The sequence below is a fragment of the Streptomyces sp. NBC_01537 genome, assembly GCF_045040445.1.
Lineage (GTDB): Bacteria > Actinomycetota > Actinomycetes > Streptomycetales > Streptomycetaceae > Actinacidiphila.
In genome coordinates, this window is the sequence record NZ_CP109392.1 from 3058568 (window position 1) to 3078462 (window position 19895).

Here is a 19895-nt window from a genome sequence, read left to right on the forward strand (position 1 = left end):
GTACACCAGGACGGACGGATGGGACCGCGGAGTGCGGGGCAACGACCGCTACGAGGCTGACGGCGACTCCCTCTCGCAGTTCGAGGCCGAGATGGAACGGCTGCGGACCGAGCGGGACAAGGTGCTGCAACACGCCGACGACCTCGGCTACCAGGTCGAGGTGCTGCGCGCCAAGCTGCACGAGGCGCGCCGTAACCTCGCGTCCCGTCCTGCCTACGACAACCTCGGCCACCAGGCCGACCAGCTGCTGCGCAACGCCGAGATCCAGGCGAATCAGCTGCGCGCCGACGCCGAGCGCGAGGTGCGCGAGGCCCGCGCGGCCACCCAGCGCCTGCTGCAGGAGCAGGCCGAGCGGCAGTCCCAGATAGAAGCGCAGTGGCACGCCGAGGCAACCGCCCGCCGCCGCCGTCTGGACGAGGAGCTGGCCGAGCGCCGGGTCAACGTAGAGCAGCATGTCAACGAGAACGTGGCGTGGGCCGAGCAGCTGCGCGCCCGCAGCGAGTCGCAGGCCCGCCGCCTCATGGACGAGTCCCGCGCCGAGGCCGAGGCCGCGCTGGCCGCCGCCCGGGCCGAGGCGGCGCGGATCGCGGAGGGCGCCAGGGAGCGGCTGGAGTCGGACACGGCGACCGCCCGCGCCGAGGCCGAGCAGCTGCTGCGCAGGGCCCGCCAGGACGCCGAGCGGCTGCTGACCGCCGCCGGGAACCAGGCCACGGAGGCCACCAGCCAGGCCGAGCAGCTGCGCACGTCCACCCAGGGCGAGGCCGACGAGGCCCGCAGGCTGGCCGCCGAGCTGTCCCGGACCGCCGAGGAGCGCACCCGGGAGGCCGACGAGGCGCTGCGCGCCGCCAGGGCGGAAGCCGACCGGCTGCGCGAGGAGGCCGCCGCGAGCGCGGCCAAGCAGCTGGCGACCGTGGACGCCGACAACGAGCAGCGCACCCGCACCGCGCGCGCCGAGATCGCCCGCCTGGTCACCGAGGCCACCAAGGAGTCCGAGGCCGCCAAGGCCGAGGCCGAGCAGGTCAAGTCCGACGCCGCCGCCAAGGCCAAGCAGATGCTGTCCGAGGCCGCCGAGACCGCCAAGGCGGCCTTCGCCGAGGACGCCGCGGCCGCGCTGGCCAAGGCCGCCCGGCAGGCCGAGGAGGTCCTCAACAAGGCCACCGAGGACGCCCAGTCCACCATCCGCTCGGCCAGCGAGGAGGCCGAGCGGATCAAGGGCGAGGCCGAGGCCGAGGCGGAGCGGCTGCGCGGCCAGGCGGAGGAGTCCGCCGAGCAGCTGCGCGGGGCCGCCCAGGACGACACCAAGGAGTACCGGGCCAAGACCGTCGAGCTGCAGGAGGAGGCGCGCCGGCTGCGCGGCGAGGCCGAGCAGCTGCGCGCCGAGGCGGTCGCCGAGGGCGAGCGGATCCGCGGTGAGGCCCGGCGCGAGGCGATCCAGCAGATCGAGGAGGCGGCCAGCAGCGCCGAGGAGCTGCTGACCAAGGCCAAGGCCGACGCCGACGAGCAGCGCCAGAGCGCCACCGCCGAGTCCGAGCGCGTGCGCACCGAGGCCATCGAGCGCGCGGCCAACCTGCGCAAGCAGGCCGACGAGGCGCTGCAACGCGCACGCGCAGAGGCCGAAACGCTGACCGCCGAGGCCGAGCAGCAGGCGATCCAGACCAAGGAGGACGCCGAGTACGCGGGCCTGCAGCTGCGCGAGGAGGCCGTCGAGGCCGCCCAGCGCCTGCGCGACGAGGCCGCCGCCGACCTCAACCGCCAGCGCACCGAGGCCGACCTGCGCATCGCCGCCGCCGAGGAGGCCCTGCGCGACGCGCGCACCGAGGCCGAGCGGCTGCGTGGCGAGGCCGCCGACGAGGCCGGCCAGCTGCGCGCCGAGGCCGCCGAGCGGCTCCGGGCCCTCCAGGAGCAGGCCGAGCAGGAGACCCTGCGGCTGCGCGACGAGGCCGCCGCCGACGCCTCCCAGACCCGCGCCGAGGCCGAACAGCAGGCCGTACGCCTCACCAGCGACGCGGCCGCCGAGGCCGAGCAGCTGCGCGCCGAGGCCCAGGAGAGCGCCGGCCGCGTGCGCGCCGAGGCCGCCACCGCCGCCGAGCGGATCGGCGCCGAGGCCGCAGAGGCCCTGGCCGCCGCCCAGGAGGAGGCCCTACGCCGCCGCCGCGAGGCCGAGGACCTGCTCGGGTCGGCCAGGGCCGAGGCCGAGCAGGAGCGCGCCCAGGCCCGCCAGCAGAGCGAGGAGCTGCTCGCCGCCGCGCGCAAGCGGGTCGAGGAGGCCCAGGCCGAGGCCGAGCACCTGGTCGCCGAGGCCGACCGCCGTGCCGCCGAACTGGTGAACGCCGCCGAGCAGACCGCCCAGCAGGTACGCGACTCCGTCGCCGGGCTGCACGACCAGGCCGAGCAGGACATCGCCGGCCTGCGCAACGCGGCCGAGCACGCCGCGGACCGCATGCGCACCGAGGCCCAGGAGGCCGCCGACCGCCTGCACGCCGACGCCAACTCCGAGCGCGAGCGCGCCACCGACGACGCCATGCGCATCCGCCGCGAGGCGCACGAGGAGTCCGAGGCCGCCCGGGCCCTGGCCGAGCACACCGTCAACGAGGCCATCGACGAGTCCGGCCGGCTGCGCTCCGAGGCCGCCGCCCAGGGCGAGGAGATCGTCGCCAAGGCGCACCGCGACGCCGAGCGCCTCGGCATCCTGGCCAAGGACGCCCTCGAAAGCGCCGAGCGCGACGCCGAGCAGCGGCGGGCCGCCGCCGAGGAGGCGCTGCACGCCGCCCAGCAGGAGGCCCAGCGGCTGCGCGACGAGGCCCGCGAGGAGGGGAACCGCCGCCGCAGCGACGCCGCCCAGCAGGCCGACCAGCTCATCACCAAGGCCCGCGCCGAGGCCGAGCGCCTCGGTATCCTCGCCAAGGACGCCCTGGACAGCGCCGAGCGCGACGCCGACGCCGCCCGCGCCGAGTCCGACCGCATGCGCGACGAGGCCCGCGAGGAGGGCAACCGCCGCCGCAGCGAGGCCGCCCAGCAGGCCGACGACCTGATCTCCAAGGCCCAGGACGAGGCCGTGCGCATCGCCACCGCCGCCGAGGAGCAGTCCGACGCCATGGTGGGCGCCGCCCGCAAGGAGGCCGACCGGATCGTCGGCGAGGCCACCGCCGAGGGCAACGGCATGGTCGAGCGGGCGCGTACCGACGCCGACACCCTGCTGCGCGAGGCCCGCCAGGACTCCACGGCCATAAGGGAGCGTACGGAGGAGCTGCGCACCCGCGTCGAGACCGAGGTCGAGGAGCTGCACGAGCGGGCCCGCGCCGAGTCCTCCGCCCAGATGAAGTCGGCCGGCGAGCGGGTCGACAAGCTGGTCGCGGCCGCCACCGAGCAGCTCACCGAGGCCCAGGCGAAGGCCGAGGAGACCCTGACCAACGCCGGCACCGAGGCGAGCAAGGTCCGGATCGCGGCCGTGAAGAAGGCCGAGGAGCTGCTCAAGGGCGCCGCGCAGCGCAAGGCCGACGCCGAGCGCGAGGCGGACCGGGTCAGGGACGAGGCCAAGCGCGAGGCCGAACGCATCGTCAACGAGGGAAAACGCGAGCTGGAGGTGCTGGTGCGGCGCCGCCAGGACATCAACGCGGAGATTTCACGCGTCCAGGACGTACTGGAGGCTTTGGAGTCATTCCAGGCACCCGCCGGCGACAGCGGCAAGTCCGCCAAGACCACGGTGCCGGCCGGTGCCGGCGCCGGCTCCACCCGTTCGAGTGGCAAGCGCTCCGACGAGGCTCCACTCGATTGAGCGCACATTCTGCACAGCTAATGGACATTGACTCGATGCCACGCCCTTGTGGCCCCTAGGATTCCCCCTAACACCCCACCACCGGTCTGAATTGACAGGAACCCCATGAGCGACACTTCCTCCCCCTTCGGGTTCGAGCTCGTAAGGCGCGGGTACGACCGCGGCCAGGTGGACGACCGCATCACGAAGCTGGTCGCCGACCGTGACAGCGCTCTGGCCCGGATCAATGCGCTGGAGAAGCGCATCGAGGAGCTGCACCTCGAAACCCAGAACGCCCAGGCCCAGGTCAACGACGCGGAGCCGTCGTACGCGGGCCTCGGTGCCCGCGTCGAGAAGATCCTCCGCCTCGCCGAGGAGGAGGCCAAGGACCTGCGCGAGGAGGCCCGCCGCGCCGCCGAGCAGCACCGCGAGCTGGCCGAGTCCGCCGCCAACCAGGTCCGCAACGACGCCGAGGCCTTCGCCTCCGAGCGCAAGGCCAAGGCCGAGGACGAGGGCGTCCGGATCGTAGAGAAGGCCAAGGGCGACGCCTCCCAGCTGCGCAACGACGCGCAGAAGGACGCCCAGACCAAGCGCGAGGAGGCCGACGCCCTCTTCGAGGAGACCCGCGCCAAGGCCGCCCAGGCCGCCGCGGACTTCGAGACCAACCTGGCCAAGCGCCGCGAGCAGTCCGAGCGCGACCTGGCGTCGCGTCAGGCCAAGGCCGAGAAGCGTCTCGCCGAGATCGAGCACCGCGCCGAGCAGCTCCGCCTGGAGGCCGAGAAGCTCCGCACCGACGCCGAGCGCCGCGCCCGCCAGACGGTCGAGACCGCCCAGCGCCAGTCCGAGGACATCGTCGCCGACGCGAACGCCAAGGCCGACCGCATCCGCAGCGAGTCCGAGCGCGAGCTGGCGGCTCTCACCAACCGCCGCGACAGCATCAACGCCCAGCTCACCAACGTCCGCGAAATGCTCGCCACCCTCACCGGTGCGGCCGTCGCCGCCGCCACCGTGCCGGACGACGAGCCCGTCACCCGCGGTGTCCCGGCCCAGCGCTGAGGCCATACGCTGACACCCAGCACTGACGCCATGCCGCTTCTGCGGTAACGCTTCACCGGTGCCCCCGGCCTCCCCCTCCCGGCCGGGGGCACCGCCATGTCCGGAATCCCACCTTCCGGGTGCAACCGGCCCTCGCGCCGAATACCGTGTCCGAATGATCGAGCTTCAGGCGCTGACCAAGCGGTACGGGAGCAAAACCGCCGTAGACCATCTCTCCTTCTCTGTCCGGCCGGGTGTCGTCACCGGCTTCCTCGGCCCCAACGGCGCCGGCAAGTCCACGACCATGCGGATGATCCTCGGCCTGGACAACCCCACCTCCGGCGATGTCACCATCGACGGCAAGCACTACGCCCAGCTCAGCGATCCCTTCACCTACATCGGCGCCCTTCTCGACGCCAAGGCCATGCACGGCGGCCGCACCGCCTACAACCACCTTCTCTGCCTCGCCCAGGCCAACCGCATCCCCCGCAGCCGCGTCGACGAGGTCCTGGAGACCGTCGGCCTGACCGCGGTGGCGAAGCAGCGCAGCAAGGGCTTTTCCCTGGGCATGGGCCAGCGCCTGGGCATCGCTGGCGCCCTCCTCGGCGACCCCAAGATCCTGATGTTCGACGAGCCCGTCAACGGCCTCGACCCCGAGGGCATCCACTGGATCCGTAATCTGATGAAGGGCCTCGCCGCCCAGGGCCGCACCGTCTTCGTCTCCTCGCACCTGATGAGCGAAATGGCCCTGACCGCCGAGCACCTCATCGTCATCGGCCGCGGCCAGCTCCTGGCCGACACCTCCATGGCCGACTTCATCGAGCAGAACTCCCGCTCCTACGTCCGCGTCCGCACCCCCCAGCCCGAGCAGCTCAAGGACGCCCTCGCGGTGGCCGGCCTGACCCCCGTGGAGGTCGACGACGGGTCACTGGAGCTCCAGGACGCCGACCCCGCCAAGATCGGCGAGCTGGCGGCCGCCAGTCACCTGGTCCTGCACGAGCTGAGCCCGCAACGCGCCTCGCTGGAAGAGGCCTTCATGCGGCTGACCGCCGAGTCCGTCGAGTACCACGCGGGAGTGCCGTCAGTGGCGGGGCAGCCGGAGGGACCCTCGGCACCGGCCTGGGGCGCCGACTGGCAGCAGCAGAAAGAGAAGAAGCAGAAGAAGGGGAAGTCCTGACATGGCGGCACCGAGTGCAGTCCTCCAGTCCGAGTGGACCAAGGTCAAGTCCGTACGCTCCACCGTCTGGACCCTTGTCTCCGCCCTGCTCGTGACCATCGTCATCAGCGGCCTCATCTGCCTGCTCACCGCCACCCAGTGGAAGAACCTCGACTCCAACGACCGCCTCCAGTTCGACCCCACCTCCACCAGCTTCTCCGGCCTCTGGCTCGGTCAGCTCGCCCTCATCGTCTTCGGTGTCCTCGTCATCTCCAGCGAGTACAGCACCGGCATGATCCGCACCTCGCTCGCCGCCGTCCCCCAGCGCGGCACCTTCTACGCCTCCAAAATCGCCGTCACCGGCGTCCTCGCCCTTGTCGTCGGCATGGCCACGAGCTTCATCACCTTCTTCGTCGGCCAGGCCATCCTCGGCTCCCACAGCACCTCCATCTCCGACCCCGGCGTCCTGCGAGCCGTCTTCGGCGGCGGCCTCTACATGACGCTGATGGTGCTCTTCTCCGCCGGCATCGCCATGATCCTGCGCAGCCCCATGCTCTCCCTCGGCATCCTCATGCCCTTCTTCTTCCTCATCTCCACCATCCTCGCCAACGTCCCCGGCGCGAAGAAGGTCGCCCGCTACTTCCCCGACCAGGCCGGATCCAAGATCATGCAGGTCGTCTCCGTGAACGACGAGCGCCCGTACGGGCCGTGGGCCGGGCTGCTCATCATGGTGGTGTGGGTCGCGGCCGCGCTGATCGGCGGATACGTGGTGCTGAAGCGCCGGGACGCGTAGCAGGGAACCGAACAGACGCCCGGGGCCTCCTATCCGTAAATGTATGCGGGGAGGGACCGGGGATGATCGAGGCAGCAGGCCTCACCAAGCGCTACGGCGCGAAGACAGCTGTGTACAACCTGTCGTTCCAGGTGCGGCCGGGGGCGGTGACGGGCTTCCTGGGGCCGAACGGGTCGGGGAAGTCGACGACGATGCGGATGATCCTGGGCCTGGACGCCCCCAGCGAGGGCCGGGCGACGATCGGGGGGCTGCCGTACCGGGAGCTGCCGAACGCGCCGCGCAGGGTGGGGGCGCTGCTGGACGCGAAGGCGGTGCACGGCGGCCGCAGTGCGCGACAGCATCTGCTGTGCGTGGCGCAGCTGTCGGGCATTCCGGCGCGGCGGGTGGACGAGGTGCTGGGTGTGGTGGGGCTGCAGGATGTGGCTCACCGCCGGTCGAAGGGGTTCTCGCTGGGGATGGGGCAGCGGCTCGGCATCGCGGGGGCCCTGCTGGGCGATCCGGAGGTGCTGCTGTTCGACGAGCCGGTGAACGGGCTGGACCCGGAGGGCATTCACTGGGTGCGGAATCTGATGCGGAGGCTGGCCTCGGAAGGCCGTACGGTCTTCGTGTCGAGCCACCTGATGAGCGAAATGGCCCTGACGGCCGACCACTTGATCGTGATCGGCCGCGGGCAGCTCCTCGCGGACATGAGCGTGAAGGACTTCATCGCGCACAATTCGGCGGGCTACGCGCTCGTGCGCACCCCGGACGACCCCGCGCAGAGCGAGAAGCTGACCGCCGCGCTCACCGCGGCGGGCGGGCATGCACAGGCGGAGCCGGACGGCAGGCTGCGGGTGTCGGGGCTGGAGCTGCGGCGGATCAGCGAGCTTGCGCATGAGGCGGATGTGCGGCTGTGGGAGCTGTCGCCGCACCAGGCCTCCCTGGAGGAGGCGTACATGCGCATGACGAACAACGCGGTGGACTACCGCTCCACGCAGGACCAGCGGGCAGGGCTGGCGGCCATGACGGAGGTTGTCCGATGATCTCGCCCGTTGAGACCGCGTCTCCGGTCCCGGTGGAGGCGACCAATCTGACGCATGCGCTGCGCTCGGAGTGGACCAAGATCCGGACGGTGCGCTCCACGATGTGGACGCTGGGGATCATGCTCGTGCTGGTCCTCGGTATCAATCTGCTGATGCTGTGGGCCATCCTGGCCGACGGCAGCGACTACTTCAGCGACCCGGTGCTCAGCCCCGGCCTGTACGGGCTGATGCTGGGGCAGCTGGCGGTGATCACGCTCGGGGTGCTGGTGATCACCTCCGAGTACGGCACCGGGATGATCCGTACGACGTTCACCGCGTGCCCGCAGCGGACGCGGGTGCTGACGGCCAAGGCGATCATCTTCTTCGGGCTGACCTTCACGGTCACCACCCTCGCCTGCACCGTGACGGCGCTGATCAACTGGGCGGCGCTCGGCGGAAGGAACACCGCCACGGAGTGCTGCGAGGTCTCCGGCGGGGTCACCTTCAAGGACGGCGTCACCGCCACCACCGGATACGAGTGGCTCGGCGCGACGGTCGGGGTGGGCCTGTATGTCGCGCTCCTGGGCCTGCTGGCGCTCGCCGTCGGCACGCTGCTGAGGCATTCGGCGGGGGCGATCACCGCGATGATGGGCATCGTGCTGCTGCCGCTGATCGCCGCGATCTTCATGCAGGCACCCGGCCTCTACAAGGTCCAGGAGAAGCTGGTCGAGTACTCGACACCGGTCGGGCTGGCCGCGCTGTACCGGGTCCGGATGGCCGGTGATTTCGACGACCAGGTCAACGGTCTGCCGCAGCTCGTCACGCTCGCCGTGGTGACGGCGCTGGCGCTGGCCGGCGCGTACGCGGTGCTGGCGAAGCGGGACGTGTGACCGCTCCGTAGCTCAGCGGCCCCGCAGCTCAGTGGCGCGGGGCGTTACGGGACCGCTGCACCTTCGTGGTGCGGCGGTCCTTCGCGTTCCAGCAGGCGCGGTGCCAGTGGCGCCGGTCGTCCACGCCGCCGTACTCGGGCCAGGCCACCAAGTGGCCGACGCCGGGCGGGATTTCCTGGTCGCAGCCGGGGCAGCGGTAGTGCTTGCCGGCGGTGCTGCCCGCGATGGGCCGGACGAACCACTCCTCGCCCTGCCAGGTCTCGGTGCGTTGCATCCCGAGACCCGAACCGGCTTCCGGACGCTCATCGGGCGCGGGCTTGCCACCGCCTCGCTGCTGGTGGTTTCGGCGCGGGGACACGGCATACCTCACGGGCGGTCGGGGACAGGAGCGGGGCGACACACGGGCACGAGCCGCTTCCAGCGTAAAACAGCATGCGCATGCAGCGGTACGGGCCGGGTAGAGGCCCATTTGACCCCTCGCATCCGAATCCACGTAGAAAATCATGAAATCACGGTGCTGGACCGTGCCTTTGTCACGTGTCGCGCGTTAATGCCAGTAGCAAGTGCCAGAAGCGGCAAGTGAAGGGTGAGAAGCACGATGCGCGTCGGTACGTTCGTTCTCGCGGCCCAATTCCCCGGCCAGGGCCAGGCCGAGGCGCTGCACCGCGCGGTGCGCTCGGCCGAAGCGGCCGAGGCTGCGGGGCTGGATTCGGTGTGGCTCGCCGAGCACCATTTCGTGCCGTACGGCGTGTGCCCATCGGCGGTCACCCTGGCCGCGCTGCTGCTCGGCCGCACCCGCCGGATCGGTGTCGGCACGGCGGTCAGCGTGCTGCCCACCGCGCATCCGGTCGCCCTCGGCGAGCAGGCGGCACTGCTGCACCTCACCTCCGGTGGCCGCTTCACGCTCGGCGTGGGGCGCGGCGGGCCCTGGGTCGACCTGGAGGTCTTCGGTGCGGGGCTGGAGGCGTACGAGTCCGGCTTCCCGGAATCCCTCGACCTGCTGCTGCGGTGGCTGCGCGGGGGCCGCGTCGGCGCCTCGGGGACACGTTTCCGCTTCCGGGAGGTGGCGGTGGTGCCGCGCGCCGACGAACTCGACGAACCGGCCGCCGGGCCACCGGTGGTGGTCGCCTGCACATCGCCGGGCAGCGTGCGGCTCGCGGCACAGCGCGGGCTGCCCATGCTGCTCGGTATGCACTGCGGGGACGCGGAGAAGGCCGACATGGTCGCAATGTGGCAGTCCGAGGCGCGCGCTGCGGGACTTTCACCCGAAATGGTGGCGTCCAGGGGGGCCGAGCATGTATCGGCCGGTGTCGTCCAGATCGCCGACCGCCGCGCCCACGCCGTCGAGACCCTCGTCAAAGCGATGCCCGACTGGCTCCGGCGCGGTCTCGGCGCCCATGTGACCGTCGACGGCCGCCCCCGCACGATGCGCGACCCGCTCGCCTACACCGAACTCCTCTGCGACCTCCACCCCGTGGGCCCGCCCGCCCTGTGCGCCGACCGGCTCGCCGCCACGTCCGAGCGGACCGGGATCACCCGCTTCGCCCTGCTGGTGGAGGGATCCGGGGACCTGGCGACCACCGAGGAGAACGTGGCGCGGCTCGGCGCCGAAGTGCTCCCGCTACTGGCCTGACGGTCCGGCGGCCAACGGCGGGAGCACCCCTCACGATCCGGTTCCGCTCAGCAGTCCCTGAACTCCGGGGACTGGTTGAGCAGTTGCGAGCGTACGGAGGTGAACTTGGCGTAATTTCCGTCCACCGCCGGGTCCAGCGGGAAGACCGCCACCCGGTGGCAGTTCTGGAACGCCAGCCTCACCCCGAAGTGCCGTTGCAGCGCCCCTCGTATAGCGTCACTCGCCAGCGCGCGAAGCAGCTGCCCGCGCGCCTGCTCGTCCGGCGGCGGCGTCTGGTTGTCGGCGAACGCACCGCCGTCCACCTTCAGCTGTGCCACCAGTGAGCTGATCATCTCCCACGCGTAGGGCAGGGAGTTCCGGACGCAGTCGACGAATTCCTGCTCATCGACCTCGCCTCGCTCGGCCTGTTCGAGGAGGGCCGGTGAGACGTCGAGCGACATGAGTACTCCTCTCGTGACCCCCCGTTGTCCGAGGAGTCAGACGGACTACGGAGAAAGCCGCCCTGTGTTCTCCCGCACGACGGCTTCCACTCACAACCGTAGGCGGAGAGGGTCCGACCGCACCAGGAGGAGCAACGCACAACCGGCCATTTTCCAACAAGCTGTCCGACACCGATACCTCCGCGGAATCGGGAGGCGAATCGCGTGCCACGACTCGCTTCGAGTAGCGTTGCCGACCATGCGCCTCGTCATTGCCCGCTGCTCCGTCGACTACGCGGGCCGGCTCTCCGCCCATCTGCCGTCAGCCACCCGGCTCCTGCTGGTCAAGGCCGACGGCTCGGTCTCCATCCACGCGGACGACCGGGCCTACAAGCCGCTCAACTGGATGTCCCCGCCCTGCTCCCTCAAGGAGAGCGAGGAGGGACGCGTCTGGACCGTCACCAACAAGGCCGGCGAGCAGCTCATCATCTCCATCGAAGAGGTGCTCCACGACTCCTCGCACGAGCTCGGCGTGGATCCCGGTCTCATCAAGGACGGCGTCGAAGCGCATCTCCAGGAGCTCCTGGCCGACCGCATGGAGGTCCTCGGCGAGGGCTGGACCCTCATCCGGCGCGAGTACCCGACCGCCATCGGGCCCGTCGACATCCTCTGCCGTGACGGGGAGGGCGCGACGGTCGCCATCGAGATCAAACGGCGCGGCGAGATCGACGGCGTCGAGCAGCTCACGCGCTACCTGGAGCTTCTCAACCGCGATCCCCTGCTCGCGCCCGTCAAGGGCGTCTTCGCCGCCCAAGAGATCAAACCCCAGGCCCGCGTCCTCGCCACGGACCGTGGCATCGGCTGCGTCGTCCTCGACTACGACGGCATGCGCGGCATCCAGGACGACAAGCTCCGCCTCTTCTGACGGGCCCTTTCCGGGTTGTGGGCAGGCGTTCCGCAGGGCGGAACGGGTGGGCACAGCCCGGTGCACCCGGCAACGGCGGGTCAGGCGATCGTGCCGGACTCCGACGTGGACTCGCTGGGCACGGCCGGATCGCTGGTCGTGATCGGCCCGCTCGACACGGACTCGCTCGCGCTGTCGGAGGTGGAGGGCGACTCGCTCAATGAAGGGGACGCCGACGCCGACGGCGACGTGGACGCGCTGACCGAGGGAGACGCGGACTTCGACGGGCTCGTCGATGTCCGCGGCGTGGAACGCGTGGGGGACGGCCGCGTCGTCGTGGAGCCCGTACTCGTACCGACCGCGCCAGTGCTCGTTCCCGGGTCCGTGGTCGTCCCGCCCATGCCGCCCGGGACGCCGGGGCCCGTCGTGGCGCCGGGGGTGGTGCCGCTGTCGGCGGGGCTGGGGCGCTGGGTGGAACCGGCGGTGTCGGAGGCGGCGGGGAGGTTGTTGTCGGCCTCGTTCTGCTGGGCGGATTCGACGGGCTTGATGTTCATGGGGGTGTTGGTGTCGCCGTCGTTGGCGGTGGTGCCGAGGGTGACGATGGTGCCGAGGACGGCGGCCAGAAGGGCGCCCGCGCCGGCGGCGATGAGGTTGCGGCGGGAGGCGGTGAGGGCGAGGCGGCGGGGGCCGGCGAGGACGGAGCCGGGGCCGGTGAGGGTGAGGCGCTTGCTGATGACGGTGGCGGGGCCGTCCCCGTAGGGCTCGCCGGGGAGCCGGGAGGCATCCGTGCCGGCGCCGGGGGTCTCGACGCCGGCGGGGGTGGTGAGGGGGGCAGGGCCGCCGGAACGGTCGACGACGAGGGCGAGGGTCCTCCTGCCCACCGTCGTGCCCTGGCGGTCCGCCAGGGCGCCGCGCAGGGCTATGGAGGCCTCAAGCTCCGTACGGGCCCGGTCGAGGCTGCCCGTGCAGAGCGCGAGGACGCCCAACTCGTGGTGGAAATAGGCCTCTTCGGCGACCTCGCCGGCCAGCCGGGCGGCCTCCTGGCCGATCCGCAGCGTGCGCTCCCACGCGCTCCAGTGCAGGGCGGCCGCGAAGACCGGGGCGGCGGTACGGGCCAGGAGCACGGCCGCGCTCGCGTGGCCGCCGTCCCGGCAGGCGGCGAGCGCCGCCAGGATGGCCTCGGCCTCGGCGGCGACGCGGTCCGGGGTGACGGAGGGGTGCCCGGCCCACCAGGCGTAGTGCTGGGCCGCGGCGTGAGCCTTCGCGTCGGCCGACTCCTCGTACGCAACGAGCTGCTGGCGTACGCCCGCCGCGAGGCGGTAGTGCTCGGCGACCGGCACCGCCAGCCCGGCGTTGACCAGCGTGCCGAGCGCGGCGTCGCCGTGGGTGTCGCCGACGAGGGCGGGGAGGTGCGCCTGGTGCGGGATCTCCCCGTCCAGCGCGACCGCGAACCGCAGGGACTCCCGGGCGGACTCCCCCATCGACGAGGCGAGGAGCACGGCCGGGGCGGCGCTCTCGGCCAGTGGGGGGAGGGGGATGTGCCCGGCGGGAACGGCCGCTACCTCGTCGTCCGGGGCTTCGGCCGGAAGGTCGCCGGCGTCGTCGAGAATCGCCTCCGGCCGGTCCCAGACCGGCTCGTCGCCCTGCAGCGCCTCGATGCCCTGGACGTCGCGCCGTCGCAGCAGCGCGCCGGCCTGTACGAAGCGCAGCGGCAGCCCCTCGGACTCGAACCACAGGTCGGCGGCCCAGGCCGCCTCCTCGTCCTCCAGGGGCCGTTCGACGGCCCGCTCCAGGAGCTCCAGGCAGGCGATCCGGGTGAGCCCGGGCAGGAAGATCTCCTCGACCGGGGAATCCGCGGCGGGGGCCGTGACATCGGGCGTCGCCGACATCAGGAAGGCGCACTCGGGCGCCGCCGCGAGCAGGTCCTCCAGCCCCGCGCCGCCGAATTCCAGGTCGTCCACGACCACCACGGCGCCCACGTCGCGCAGCAGGTCGAGCAGATGCGGCCGGTCGGGCCGGTACCCCGGTCCCGGCTCGGCGGTCTCGTAGACGGCCGCGTAGAGCTCCTGGAGGAGGTCGCTGGGCGTGCGGCGGTAGCCGGACAGCCGGATGACGCCGTCCGGCGCGAGGCCGGCGCAGGCCTCGGCGACGGCGTCGAGCAGCACGCTGCGGCCCGCCCCGCTCGGCCCGGTGACGCGCACCGAGCGGCCCCGGGAGAGCAGCCGGGCCAGCCGTTCGCGCTCCTCCTCGCGCTCCAGGAGCGGCAGTTCCGGGCCGCGTGGCCCGGCCGGGGCGGGGGGCCGGGCGGCCTCGCGGACGGTGGCGCGGTCCTGCGGGGTACGCCGGACCGGCACGGGCCGGCTCTCCGGCGGGCAGGTGGTGATCTCGCTGCCGTCCACCGGGTTGAGGGTCACCAGGTACTCGCCCGCGACGAGCTGTACGACGCGGGCCGCCTTGGCGGTGCCGGTGCCCTCGGGCACCAGCGGCTGGCGCTGCACGCGCGGCAGCGGCATCGTGCTGCCGTCGCCGTCGAGCGGCACGCTGTCGGCGGGCTCGTCCGGCAGCCCGGGTACGCCGTTACGCGGATCGTTGAGGTCCATGCTTCTCCGCCCCCACCTATGCGTCGCAGCGGGGCCTTGTCGAGGGCCACCACGCGTCCGCCGTTGGACCGGGCCCGGTTCCCCTCCTCGGCGTACGGGGTGGCACGCCCGAAACCGAACCCTAAACCTTCACACAGTATGAGCGAACGCCAGGGGCGCCACGCCGCCCTTGCGTCCGATTTTGGCCTGCCTTGCTCAGCCTTGTGCCGATCCCACCACGATGCCCCCCTCGATGAACAGAATGCGGTGCAGCCGTGTGGCGACCAGCAGCCGCTGCATCTGCGGCGGTACGCCGCGCAGTACGAGCCGCCGGTCGGCCCGGCCGGCCCTGCGGTGCGCCCCCATGATGACTCCGAGTCCCGTGGCGTCCCACGAGTCCAGCTCGGTCAGGTCGAGCACGAGGTCGCCGTGACCGGAGTCGACGGCGTCGTGCAGGACCGTACGGGCGTCCGCCGCGCTGCGGACGTCGAGGCGGCCCCCGACGACCAGCTCGGCGTGGTCGCCCTTGATGTGCATATCCGCTCCGCTCTCCTGTCCGGTGGAAGTGTGCCGTAGTACTACGTAACTGACGGTCCGTCGTAGGGAGAGGTTGCCGTCTGTGAGCGAACCGATACCCAATTCACTCCTCCGAGTGAATACCGTTAGTACGTGTAGAAGCCCTCGCCGGTCTTCCGGCCCAGCGCCCCCGCGTCGACCATGCGCCGCATGATCTCCGGCGGCGCGAACTTCTCGTCCTGCGTCTCGGTGTAGATGTTGCCGGTCGCGTGCACCAGGATGTCGACGCCGGTGAGGTCGGTGGTGGCCAGCGGCCCCATCGCGTGGCCGAAGCCCAGCTTGCAGGCGATGTCGATGTCCTCGGCGGTGGCGACCCCGGACTCGTAGAGCTTCGCCGCCTCGACGACCAGCGCCGAGATCAGCCGGGTGGTGACAAAGCCCGCCACGTCCCGGTTGACGGTGATCGTCGTCTTGCCGATCTCCTCGGCGAAGGCCTTGGCGCGGGCCAGGGTCTCGTCGCTGGTCTTGTAGCCGCGTACGAGCTCGCACAACTGCATCATCGGGACGGGCGAGAAGAAGTGCGTGCCGACCACCCGCTCCGGACGCTCCGTCACAGCCGCGATCTTGGTGATCGGGATCGCGGAGGTGTTGGAGGCGAGCACCGCGTCCTGCTTGGCGATCTTGTCCAGCGCCCGGAAGATCTCCTGCTTGACCTCGATCTTCTCGAACACCGCCTCGACGACGATGTCCGCCTCCCCCACCGCGTCCAGGTCCGTCGTCGTCGCGATCCTGGCGAGCGCCGCCTCGGCGTCGGCCGCCGTCAGCCTCCCCTTCGCGACGAACTTCTCGTAGGACGCCGCGATCCCGCCCAGACCGCGCGCCAGCGCCTCGTCCGTGACATCGCGCAGGACCACGTCATAACCCGCCTGGGCCGATACCTGTGCGATGCCGGAGCCCATCAGACCGGCTCCGATGACGGCGAGCTTCTTCGCCACGGCCCACACCCTCTTCTCGACGCTGAGACGCTTGTTGCGGGGACCTTAACGTTGGTTCACAGTCGAGCGCAGCACTAAGAGAGCCGGGTCACGGTGTGTCCTTCGTCGCACAGTTGAGGATCCCGACCCCGCGCCAGACCCCGCTCCTTCCCCACGGAGATCCCCCGGACAGGCCCTAGGCTCTTGGTCATGGTCAACCTGACGCGCATCTACACCCGTACCGGCGACGACGGCACCACCGCCCTCGGTGACATGAGCCGCACCGCCAAGACCGACTCGCGGATCGCCGCCTACGCCGACGCCAACGAGGCCAACGCAGCCATCGGCGTGGCCATCGCGCTCGGCGGCCTGCCGCCCGAGGTCGGCGCCGTCCTCACCCGCGTCCAGAACGACCTCTTCGACGTCGGCGCCGACCTGGCCACCCCGGTCGTCCCGGATCCGAAATATCCGCCGCTGCGGGTCGAGCAGGGTTACGTCGACAAACTCGAAGCAGACTGCGACCGCTTCCTGGAGGAGCTGGAGAAGCTCCGCAGTTTCATCCTCCCGGGTGGCACCCCGGGCGCGGCCCTGCTGCACTCCGCCTGCACGGTGGTGCGCCGGGCGGAGCGGTCCACGTGGGCGGCGCTGGAGGAGCACGGCGAGACGATGAACGCGCTGACGGCGACCTATCTGAACCGGCTGTCCGACCTGCTGTTCATCCTGGCGCGGATCGCGAACAAGGAGGTCGGCGACGTGCTGTGGGTGCCCGGCGAGAACCGCTGAGCAGCGATTACGCGACAGCGCTCACGCGACGTTGACGCGCTGGCCGGGGGGCGCCGCTTCGAGCCACGCCAGGAAGCCGGTCAGGGCATCGTCGCTCATCGCGAGCTCGAGCCGCAGGCCGCGGTGCTCGCAGACCAGGACGACGGAGTCCGACAGCAGGGCCAGCTCTTCCTCGCCCTGGGGCTCGCGGCGGTGCAGGACCTCGATCGCGGAGCGCTGCAGGGACCGGCGGGGTCGGGGGGCGTAGGAGAAGACGCGGAACCACTCGATGCTGTCGCCGCTGTAGCGGGCGACGCCGTAGATCCAGCCCTTGCCGGACGGCAGCTCTTCCTTGACGTCGGCCAGCCGGAGGCTGCAGTCGAAGGTGCCGCCGGAACGCTGGATCAGCCGCCGGCGAAGCCCGAAGACAAACAGTCCCAGCAGCGCCGCAGCCACAATCGCTCCGCACACCTGAAAAGCGAGGATCACGCTTACCGACCTCCTCGCTCAACGTTCTGCGTTACGGATGGAAACTTCCGGCTGTGCCGGATGTGCCGCAGCCGCGGGAGGCCTCCAAAGGCTTCCCGCGGCTTCGGCCGGGTCTTGTGTCAGTGTGCGCCCGTGACGGCCAGGAGGCGTACCTCGGCCCGGCGCTCACTGGCGGCGTCGGCGTCGGATTTGGCGCGCTCCAGCGCCCGCTCCGCACGCGCGACATCGATCTCGTCGGCGAGCTCGGCGATCTCCGCCAGCACCGACAGCTTGTTGTCGGCGAAGGAGATGAAACCGCCGTGCACAGCGGCGACCACGGTGCCGCCGTCACTCGTACGGATGGTCACCGGGCCGGACTGCAGCACACCGAGCAGCGGCTGGTGGCCCGGCATGACGCCGATGTCGCCCGACTCGGTGCGTGCGACGACCAGGGTGGCCTCGCCGGACCAGACACTGCGGTCCGCGGCGACCAGCTCGACGTGCAGCTCAGCCAAGATGGCTCCTCGGGTCGGCACCCACCGCGTATGGCGGGCGCTGAATCAATGATAGGGGTGGGCCGGAGTGCAAAACGATCCGGCCCCTTGGGCGGCGGGGGCGGGCCACAGCCCGCCCCCGCCCGCGCCGGCTCAGCCGACGCCCAGTTCCTTCGCGTTGCGCTCCAGGTCCTCGATGCCACCGCACATGAAGAACGCCTGCTCGGGGAAGTGGTCGTACTTCCCGTCGGCGATGGCGTTGAACGCGTGGATGGACTCCTCGAGGGAGACGTCCGAGCCGTCGACACCGGTGAACTGCTTCGCCGCGTGGGTGTTCTGCGACAGGAAGCGCTCGATGCGGCGGGCACGGAAGACGGTGAGCTTGTCTTCCTCGCCCAGCTCGTCCATACCGAGGATCGCGATGATGTCCTGGAGGTCCTTGTACTTCTGCAGGATGCCCTTGACGCGCATGGCGCAGTCGTAGTGGTCCTGCGCGATGTAGCGCGGGTCCAGGATCCGGGACGTGGAGTCCAGCGGGTCCACGGCCGGGTAGATGCCCTTCTCGGAGATCGGACGGGAAAGGACCGTCGTCGCGTCGAGGTGGGCGAAGGTGGTGGCCGGGGCCGGGTCGGTCAGGTCGTCCGCGGGGACGTAGATCGCCTGCATCGAGGTGATCGAGTGACCACGGGTCGAGGTGATGCGCTCCTGGAGCTGGCCCATCTCGTCCGCGAGGTTGGGCTGGTAGCCCACCGCGGACGGCATGCGGCCGAGCAGCGTGGAGACCTCGGAACCGGCCTGGGTGAAGCGGAAGATGTTGTCGATGAAGAACAGCACGTCCTGCTTCTGCACATCGCGGAAGTACTCCGCCATGGTCAGACCGGCCAGCGCGACGCGGAGACGGGTGCCCGGGGGCTCGTCCATCTGGCCGAAGACCAGCGCGGTCTTGTCGAGAACGCCGGACTCCTCCATTTCCGCGATCAGGTCGTTGCCCTCACGGGTGCGCTCGCCGACACCGGCGAACACGGAAACGCCCTCGTGCAGCTTGGCCACACGCATGATCATTTCCTGGATGAGGACGGTCTTGCCGACGCCCGCACCACCGAACAGACCGATCTTGCCGCCCTTGACGTACGGGGTCAGCAGGTCGACGACCTTCAGGCCGGTCTCGAACATCTCGGTCTTGGACTCGAGCTGGTCGAAGGCCGGGGCCTTGCGGTGGATCGGCCAGCGCTCGGTGACCTGCGACTCGGCCTCCGGCTCGTTCAGGATCTGACCGAGGGTGTTGAACACCTTGCCCTTGGTGATGTCACCGACCGGGACGGAGATGCCCGCGCCCGTGTCGGTCACCGGGGCCTGGCGGACCAGGCCGTCGGTGGGCTGCATGGAGATGGTGCGGACCACGCCGTCACCCAGGTGCTGGGCGACTTCGAGGGTCAGCGTCTTGAGCTTGCCGTCCTCGGCCGGGTCGGCGACCTGGACGTGGAGGGCGTTGTAGATCTCCGGCATCGCGTCGACGGGGAATTCCACGTCGACGACCGGGCCGATGATGCGCGCGACGCGGCCGGCGGCCGTAGCGGTTTCAACAGTCGTGGTCATTGTGGTCAGTCACTCCCCGCGGTCGCGTCGGCCAGGGCGCTGGCGCCACCGACGATCTCGCTGATTTCCTGGGTGATTTCGGCCTGGCGGGCCGCGTTGGCAAGCCGGGACAGGCTCTTGACGAGGTCCCCGGCGTTGTCGGTCGCCGACTTCATCGCACGGCGGCGGGCGGCGTGCTCGGAAGCGGCGGCCTGCAGCAGTGCGTTGTAGATGCGGCTCTCGACGTAGCGCGGCAGCAGGGCGTCGAGGACGCCTTCCGCCGACGGCTCGAAGTCGTAGAGCGGAAGGATCTCGTCCTTCGCCTTCGACTCCTCAACGGCCTTGTCGAGCGACAGCGGCAGCAGCCGGTTGGCGACCGGCGCCTGCGTCATCATCGACACGAACTCCGTGAAGACGATGTGCAGCTCGTCCACGCCGCCCTCGGCCGTGTCCTTCTGGACCGCCTCGATCAGCGGGCCCGCCACCTTCTTGGCGTCCGAGTAGGACGGCTTGTCGGTGAACCCGGTCCACGACTCCACGACCGTGCGCTCGCGGAAGTTGTAGTAGGCGACACCCTTGCGGCCGATGATGTACGAATCGACCTCCTTGCCCTCCGAGCGCAGGCGCCCGATGAGCAGGTCCGCGGCCTTGATGGCGTTGGAGGAGTAGCCGCCGGCCAGGCCGCGGTCGCTCGTGATGAGCAGGACCGCGGCGCGGGTCGGGTTCTCGGCCTCGGTGGTGAGCGGGTGCTTGGTGTTGGACCCGGTGGCCACCGCGGTCACCGCGCGGGTGAGCTCGTTGGCGTACGGGGTCGACGCCTGCACCTGACGCTGCGCCTTGACGATGCGCGAGGCGGCGATCATTTCCATCGCCTTGGTGATCTTCTTCGTGGCGGAGATGGACTTGATGCGGCGCTTGTATACCCGCAGCTGGCTGCCCATG

Annotated in this window: 17 protein-coding genes and 1 pseudogene; 9 read left to right on the forward strand and 9 right to left on the reverse strand. The window is 71.1% G+C overall.

Going from position 1 to position 19895, the window contains the following annotated elements:
• The first annotated feature begins 31 nt into the window (after positions 1–31).
• The 6 genes and pseudogenes from scy to OG607_RS13970 all read left to right on the forward strand — a co-directional run bounded on the left by scy (position 32) and on the right by OG607_RS13970 (position 8629).
• A complete protein-coding gene (scy, locus tag OG607_RS13945) occupies positions 32–3775 on the forward strand; it encodes a polarized growth protein Scy (protein WP_405723088.1) in 3744 nt (1247 codons plus the stop codon).
• Positions 3776–3880: 105 nt separating this feature from the next.
• Positions 3881–4810 carry a cellulose-binding protein gene (locus tag OG607_RS13950; protein ID WP_405723090.1) on the forward strand — a complete coding sequence of 310 codons (930 nt, stop codon included), beginning with the start codon at positions 3881–3883 and terminating at the stop codon, positions 4808–4810.
• Positions 4811–4964: 154 nt separating this feature from the next.
• Entirely contained in the window at positions 4965–5966 is a 1002-nt protein-coding gene (locus OG607_RS13955) for an ABC transporter ATP-binding protein (protein WP_405723092.1), read from the forward strand.
• 1 nt (position 5967) lies between these two features.
• Positions 5968–6738: an ABC transporter permease gene (locus tag OG607_RS13960; RefSeq protein WP_405723093.1), complete on the forward strand. Its 771-nt coding sequence runs from the start codon at positions 5968–5970 to the stop codon at positions 6736–6738.
• 62 nt (positions 6739–6800) lie between these two features.
• Positions 6801–7733 (forward strand): annotated as a pseudogene (locus OG607_RS13965) (ABC transporter ATP-binding protein); the annotation flags it as partial.
• Positions 7734–7756: 23 nt separating this feature from the next.
• Positions 7757–8629, forward strand: a complete 873-nt coding sequence (locus OG607_RS13970; protein ID WP_405723095.1) for an ABC transporter permease — start codon at positions 7757–7759, stop codon at positions 8627–8629.
• A 28-nt stretch (positions 8630–8657) separates the two neighbouring features.
• On the opposite strand, the gene OG607_RS13975 is transcribed toward OG607_RS13970, so the two are convergent.
• Complete coding sequence (locus OG607_RS13975; protein WP_405723096.1) at positions 8658–8987, reverse strand: ATP/GTP-binding protein; 330 nt, start codon at positions 8985–8987, stop codon at positions 8658–8660.
• A gap of 240 nt (positions 8988–9227) precedes the next feature.
• Here OG607_RS13975 and OG607_RS13980 point away from each other — a divergent pair, with 240 nt between their 5' ends.
• A complete protein-coding gene (locus OG607_RS13980; RefSeq protein ID WP_405723097.1) occupies positions 9228–10262 on the forward strand; it encodes an LLM class flavin-dependent oxidoreductase in 1035 nt (344 codons plus the stop codon).
• Positions 10263–10309: 47 nt separating this feature from the next.
• On the opposite strand, the gene OG607_RS13985 is transcribed toward OG607_RS13980, so the two are convergent.
• Positions 10310–10702: an SCO5389 family protein gene (locus tag OG607_RS13985; protein WP_329312089.1), complete on the reverse strand. Its 393-nt coding sequence runs from the start codon at positions 10700–10702 to the stop codon at positions 10310–10312.
• 238 nt (positions 10703–10940) lie between these two features.
• On the opposite strand from OG607_RS13985, the gene nucS reads away from it, so the two are divergent.
• Positions 10941–11606, forward strand: a complete 666-nt coding sequence (gene nucS / locus OG607_RS13990; RefSeq protein WP_405723100.1) for an endonuclease NucS — start codon at positions 10941–10943, stop codon at positions 11604–11606.
• An 80-nt stretch (positions 11607–11686) separates the two neighbouring features.
• Here nucS and OG607_RS13995 read toward each other — a convergent pair whose 3' ends face one another.
• The 3 genes from OG607_RS13995 to OG607_RS14005 form a co-directional block, all read right to left on the reverse strand.
• Complete coding sequence (locus tag OG607_RS13995; RefSeq protein ID WP_405723102.1) at positions 11687–14185, reverse strand: ATP-binding protein; 2499 nt, start codon at positions 14183–14185, stop codon at positions 11687–11689.
• A gap of 195 nt (positions 14186–14380) precedes the next feature.
• A complete protein-coding gene (locus OG607_RS14000) occupies positions 14381–14701 on the reverse strand; it encodes an STAS domain-containing protein (RefSeq protein ID WP_405723104.1) in 321 nt (106 codons plus the stop codon).
• 125 nt (positions 14702–14826) lie between these two features.
• Positions 14827–15675, reverse strand: a complete 849-nt coding sequence (locus tag OG607_RS14005) for a 3-hydroxyacyl-CoA dehydrogenase family protein (RefSeq protein WP_405723106.1) — start codon at positions 15673–15675, stop codon at positions 14827–14829.
• 189 nt (positions 15676–15864) lie between these two features.
• Between OG607_RS14005 and OG607_RS14010 the strand changes: the two genes are divergently transcribed.
• Positions 15865–16437, forward strand: a complete 573-nt coding sequence (locus tag OG607_RS14010; RefSeq protein ID WP_405723107.1) for a cob(I)yrinic acid a,c-diamide adenosyltransferase — start codon at positions 15865–15867, stop codon at positions 16435–16437.
• A 21-nt stretch (positions 16438–16458) separates the two neighbouring features.
• Here OG607_RS14010 and OG607_RS14015 read toward each other — a convergent pair whose 3' ends face one another.
• The 4 genes from OG607_RS14015 to OG607_RS14030 form a co-directional block, all read right to left on the reverse strand.
• The gene (locus tag OG607_RS14015) at positions 16459–16905 is read right to left on the reverse strand and encodes a DUF2550 domain-containing protein (protein WP_405723109.1); all 447 of its coding nucleotides are present in this window, start codon (positions 16903–16905) and stop codon (positions 16459–16461) included.
• A 119-nt stretch (positions 16906–17024) separates the two neighbouring features.
• Positions 17025–17402, reverse strand: a complete 378-nt coding sequence (locus OG607_RS14020; RefSeq protein ID WP_405736753.1) for a F0F1 ATP synthase subunit epsilon — start codon at positions 17400–17402, stop codon at positions 17025–17027.
• Between the two features lie 129 nt (positions 17403–17531).
• Positions 17532–18974 (reverse strand): F0F1 ATP synthase subunit beta, encoded by a 1443-nt coding sequence (gene atpD, locus OG607_RS14025; RefSeq protein WP_405723111.1) that lies wholly within the window; start codon positions 18972–18974, stop codon positions 17532–17534.
• Between the two features lie 5 nt (positions 18975–18979).
• Positions 18980–19894: a F0F1 ATP synthase subunit gamma gene (locus OG607_RS14030; protein WP_405723113.1), complete on the reverse strand. Its 915-nt coding sequence runs from the start codon at positions 19892–19894 to the stop codon at positions 18980–18982.
• Position 19895: the final 1 nt, after the last annotated feature.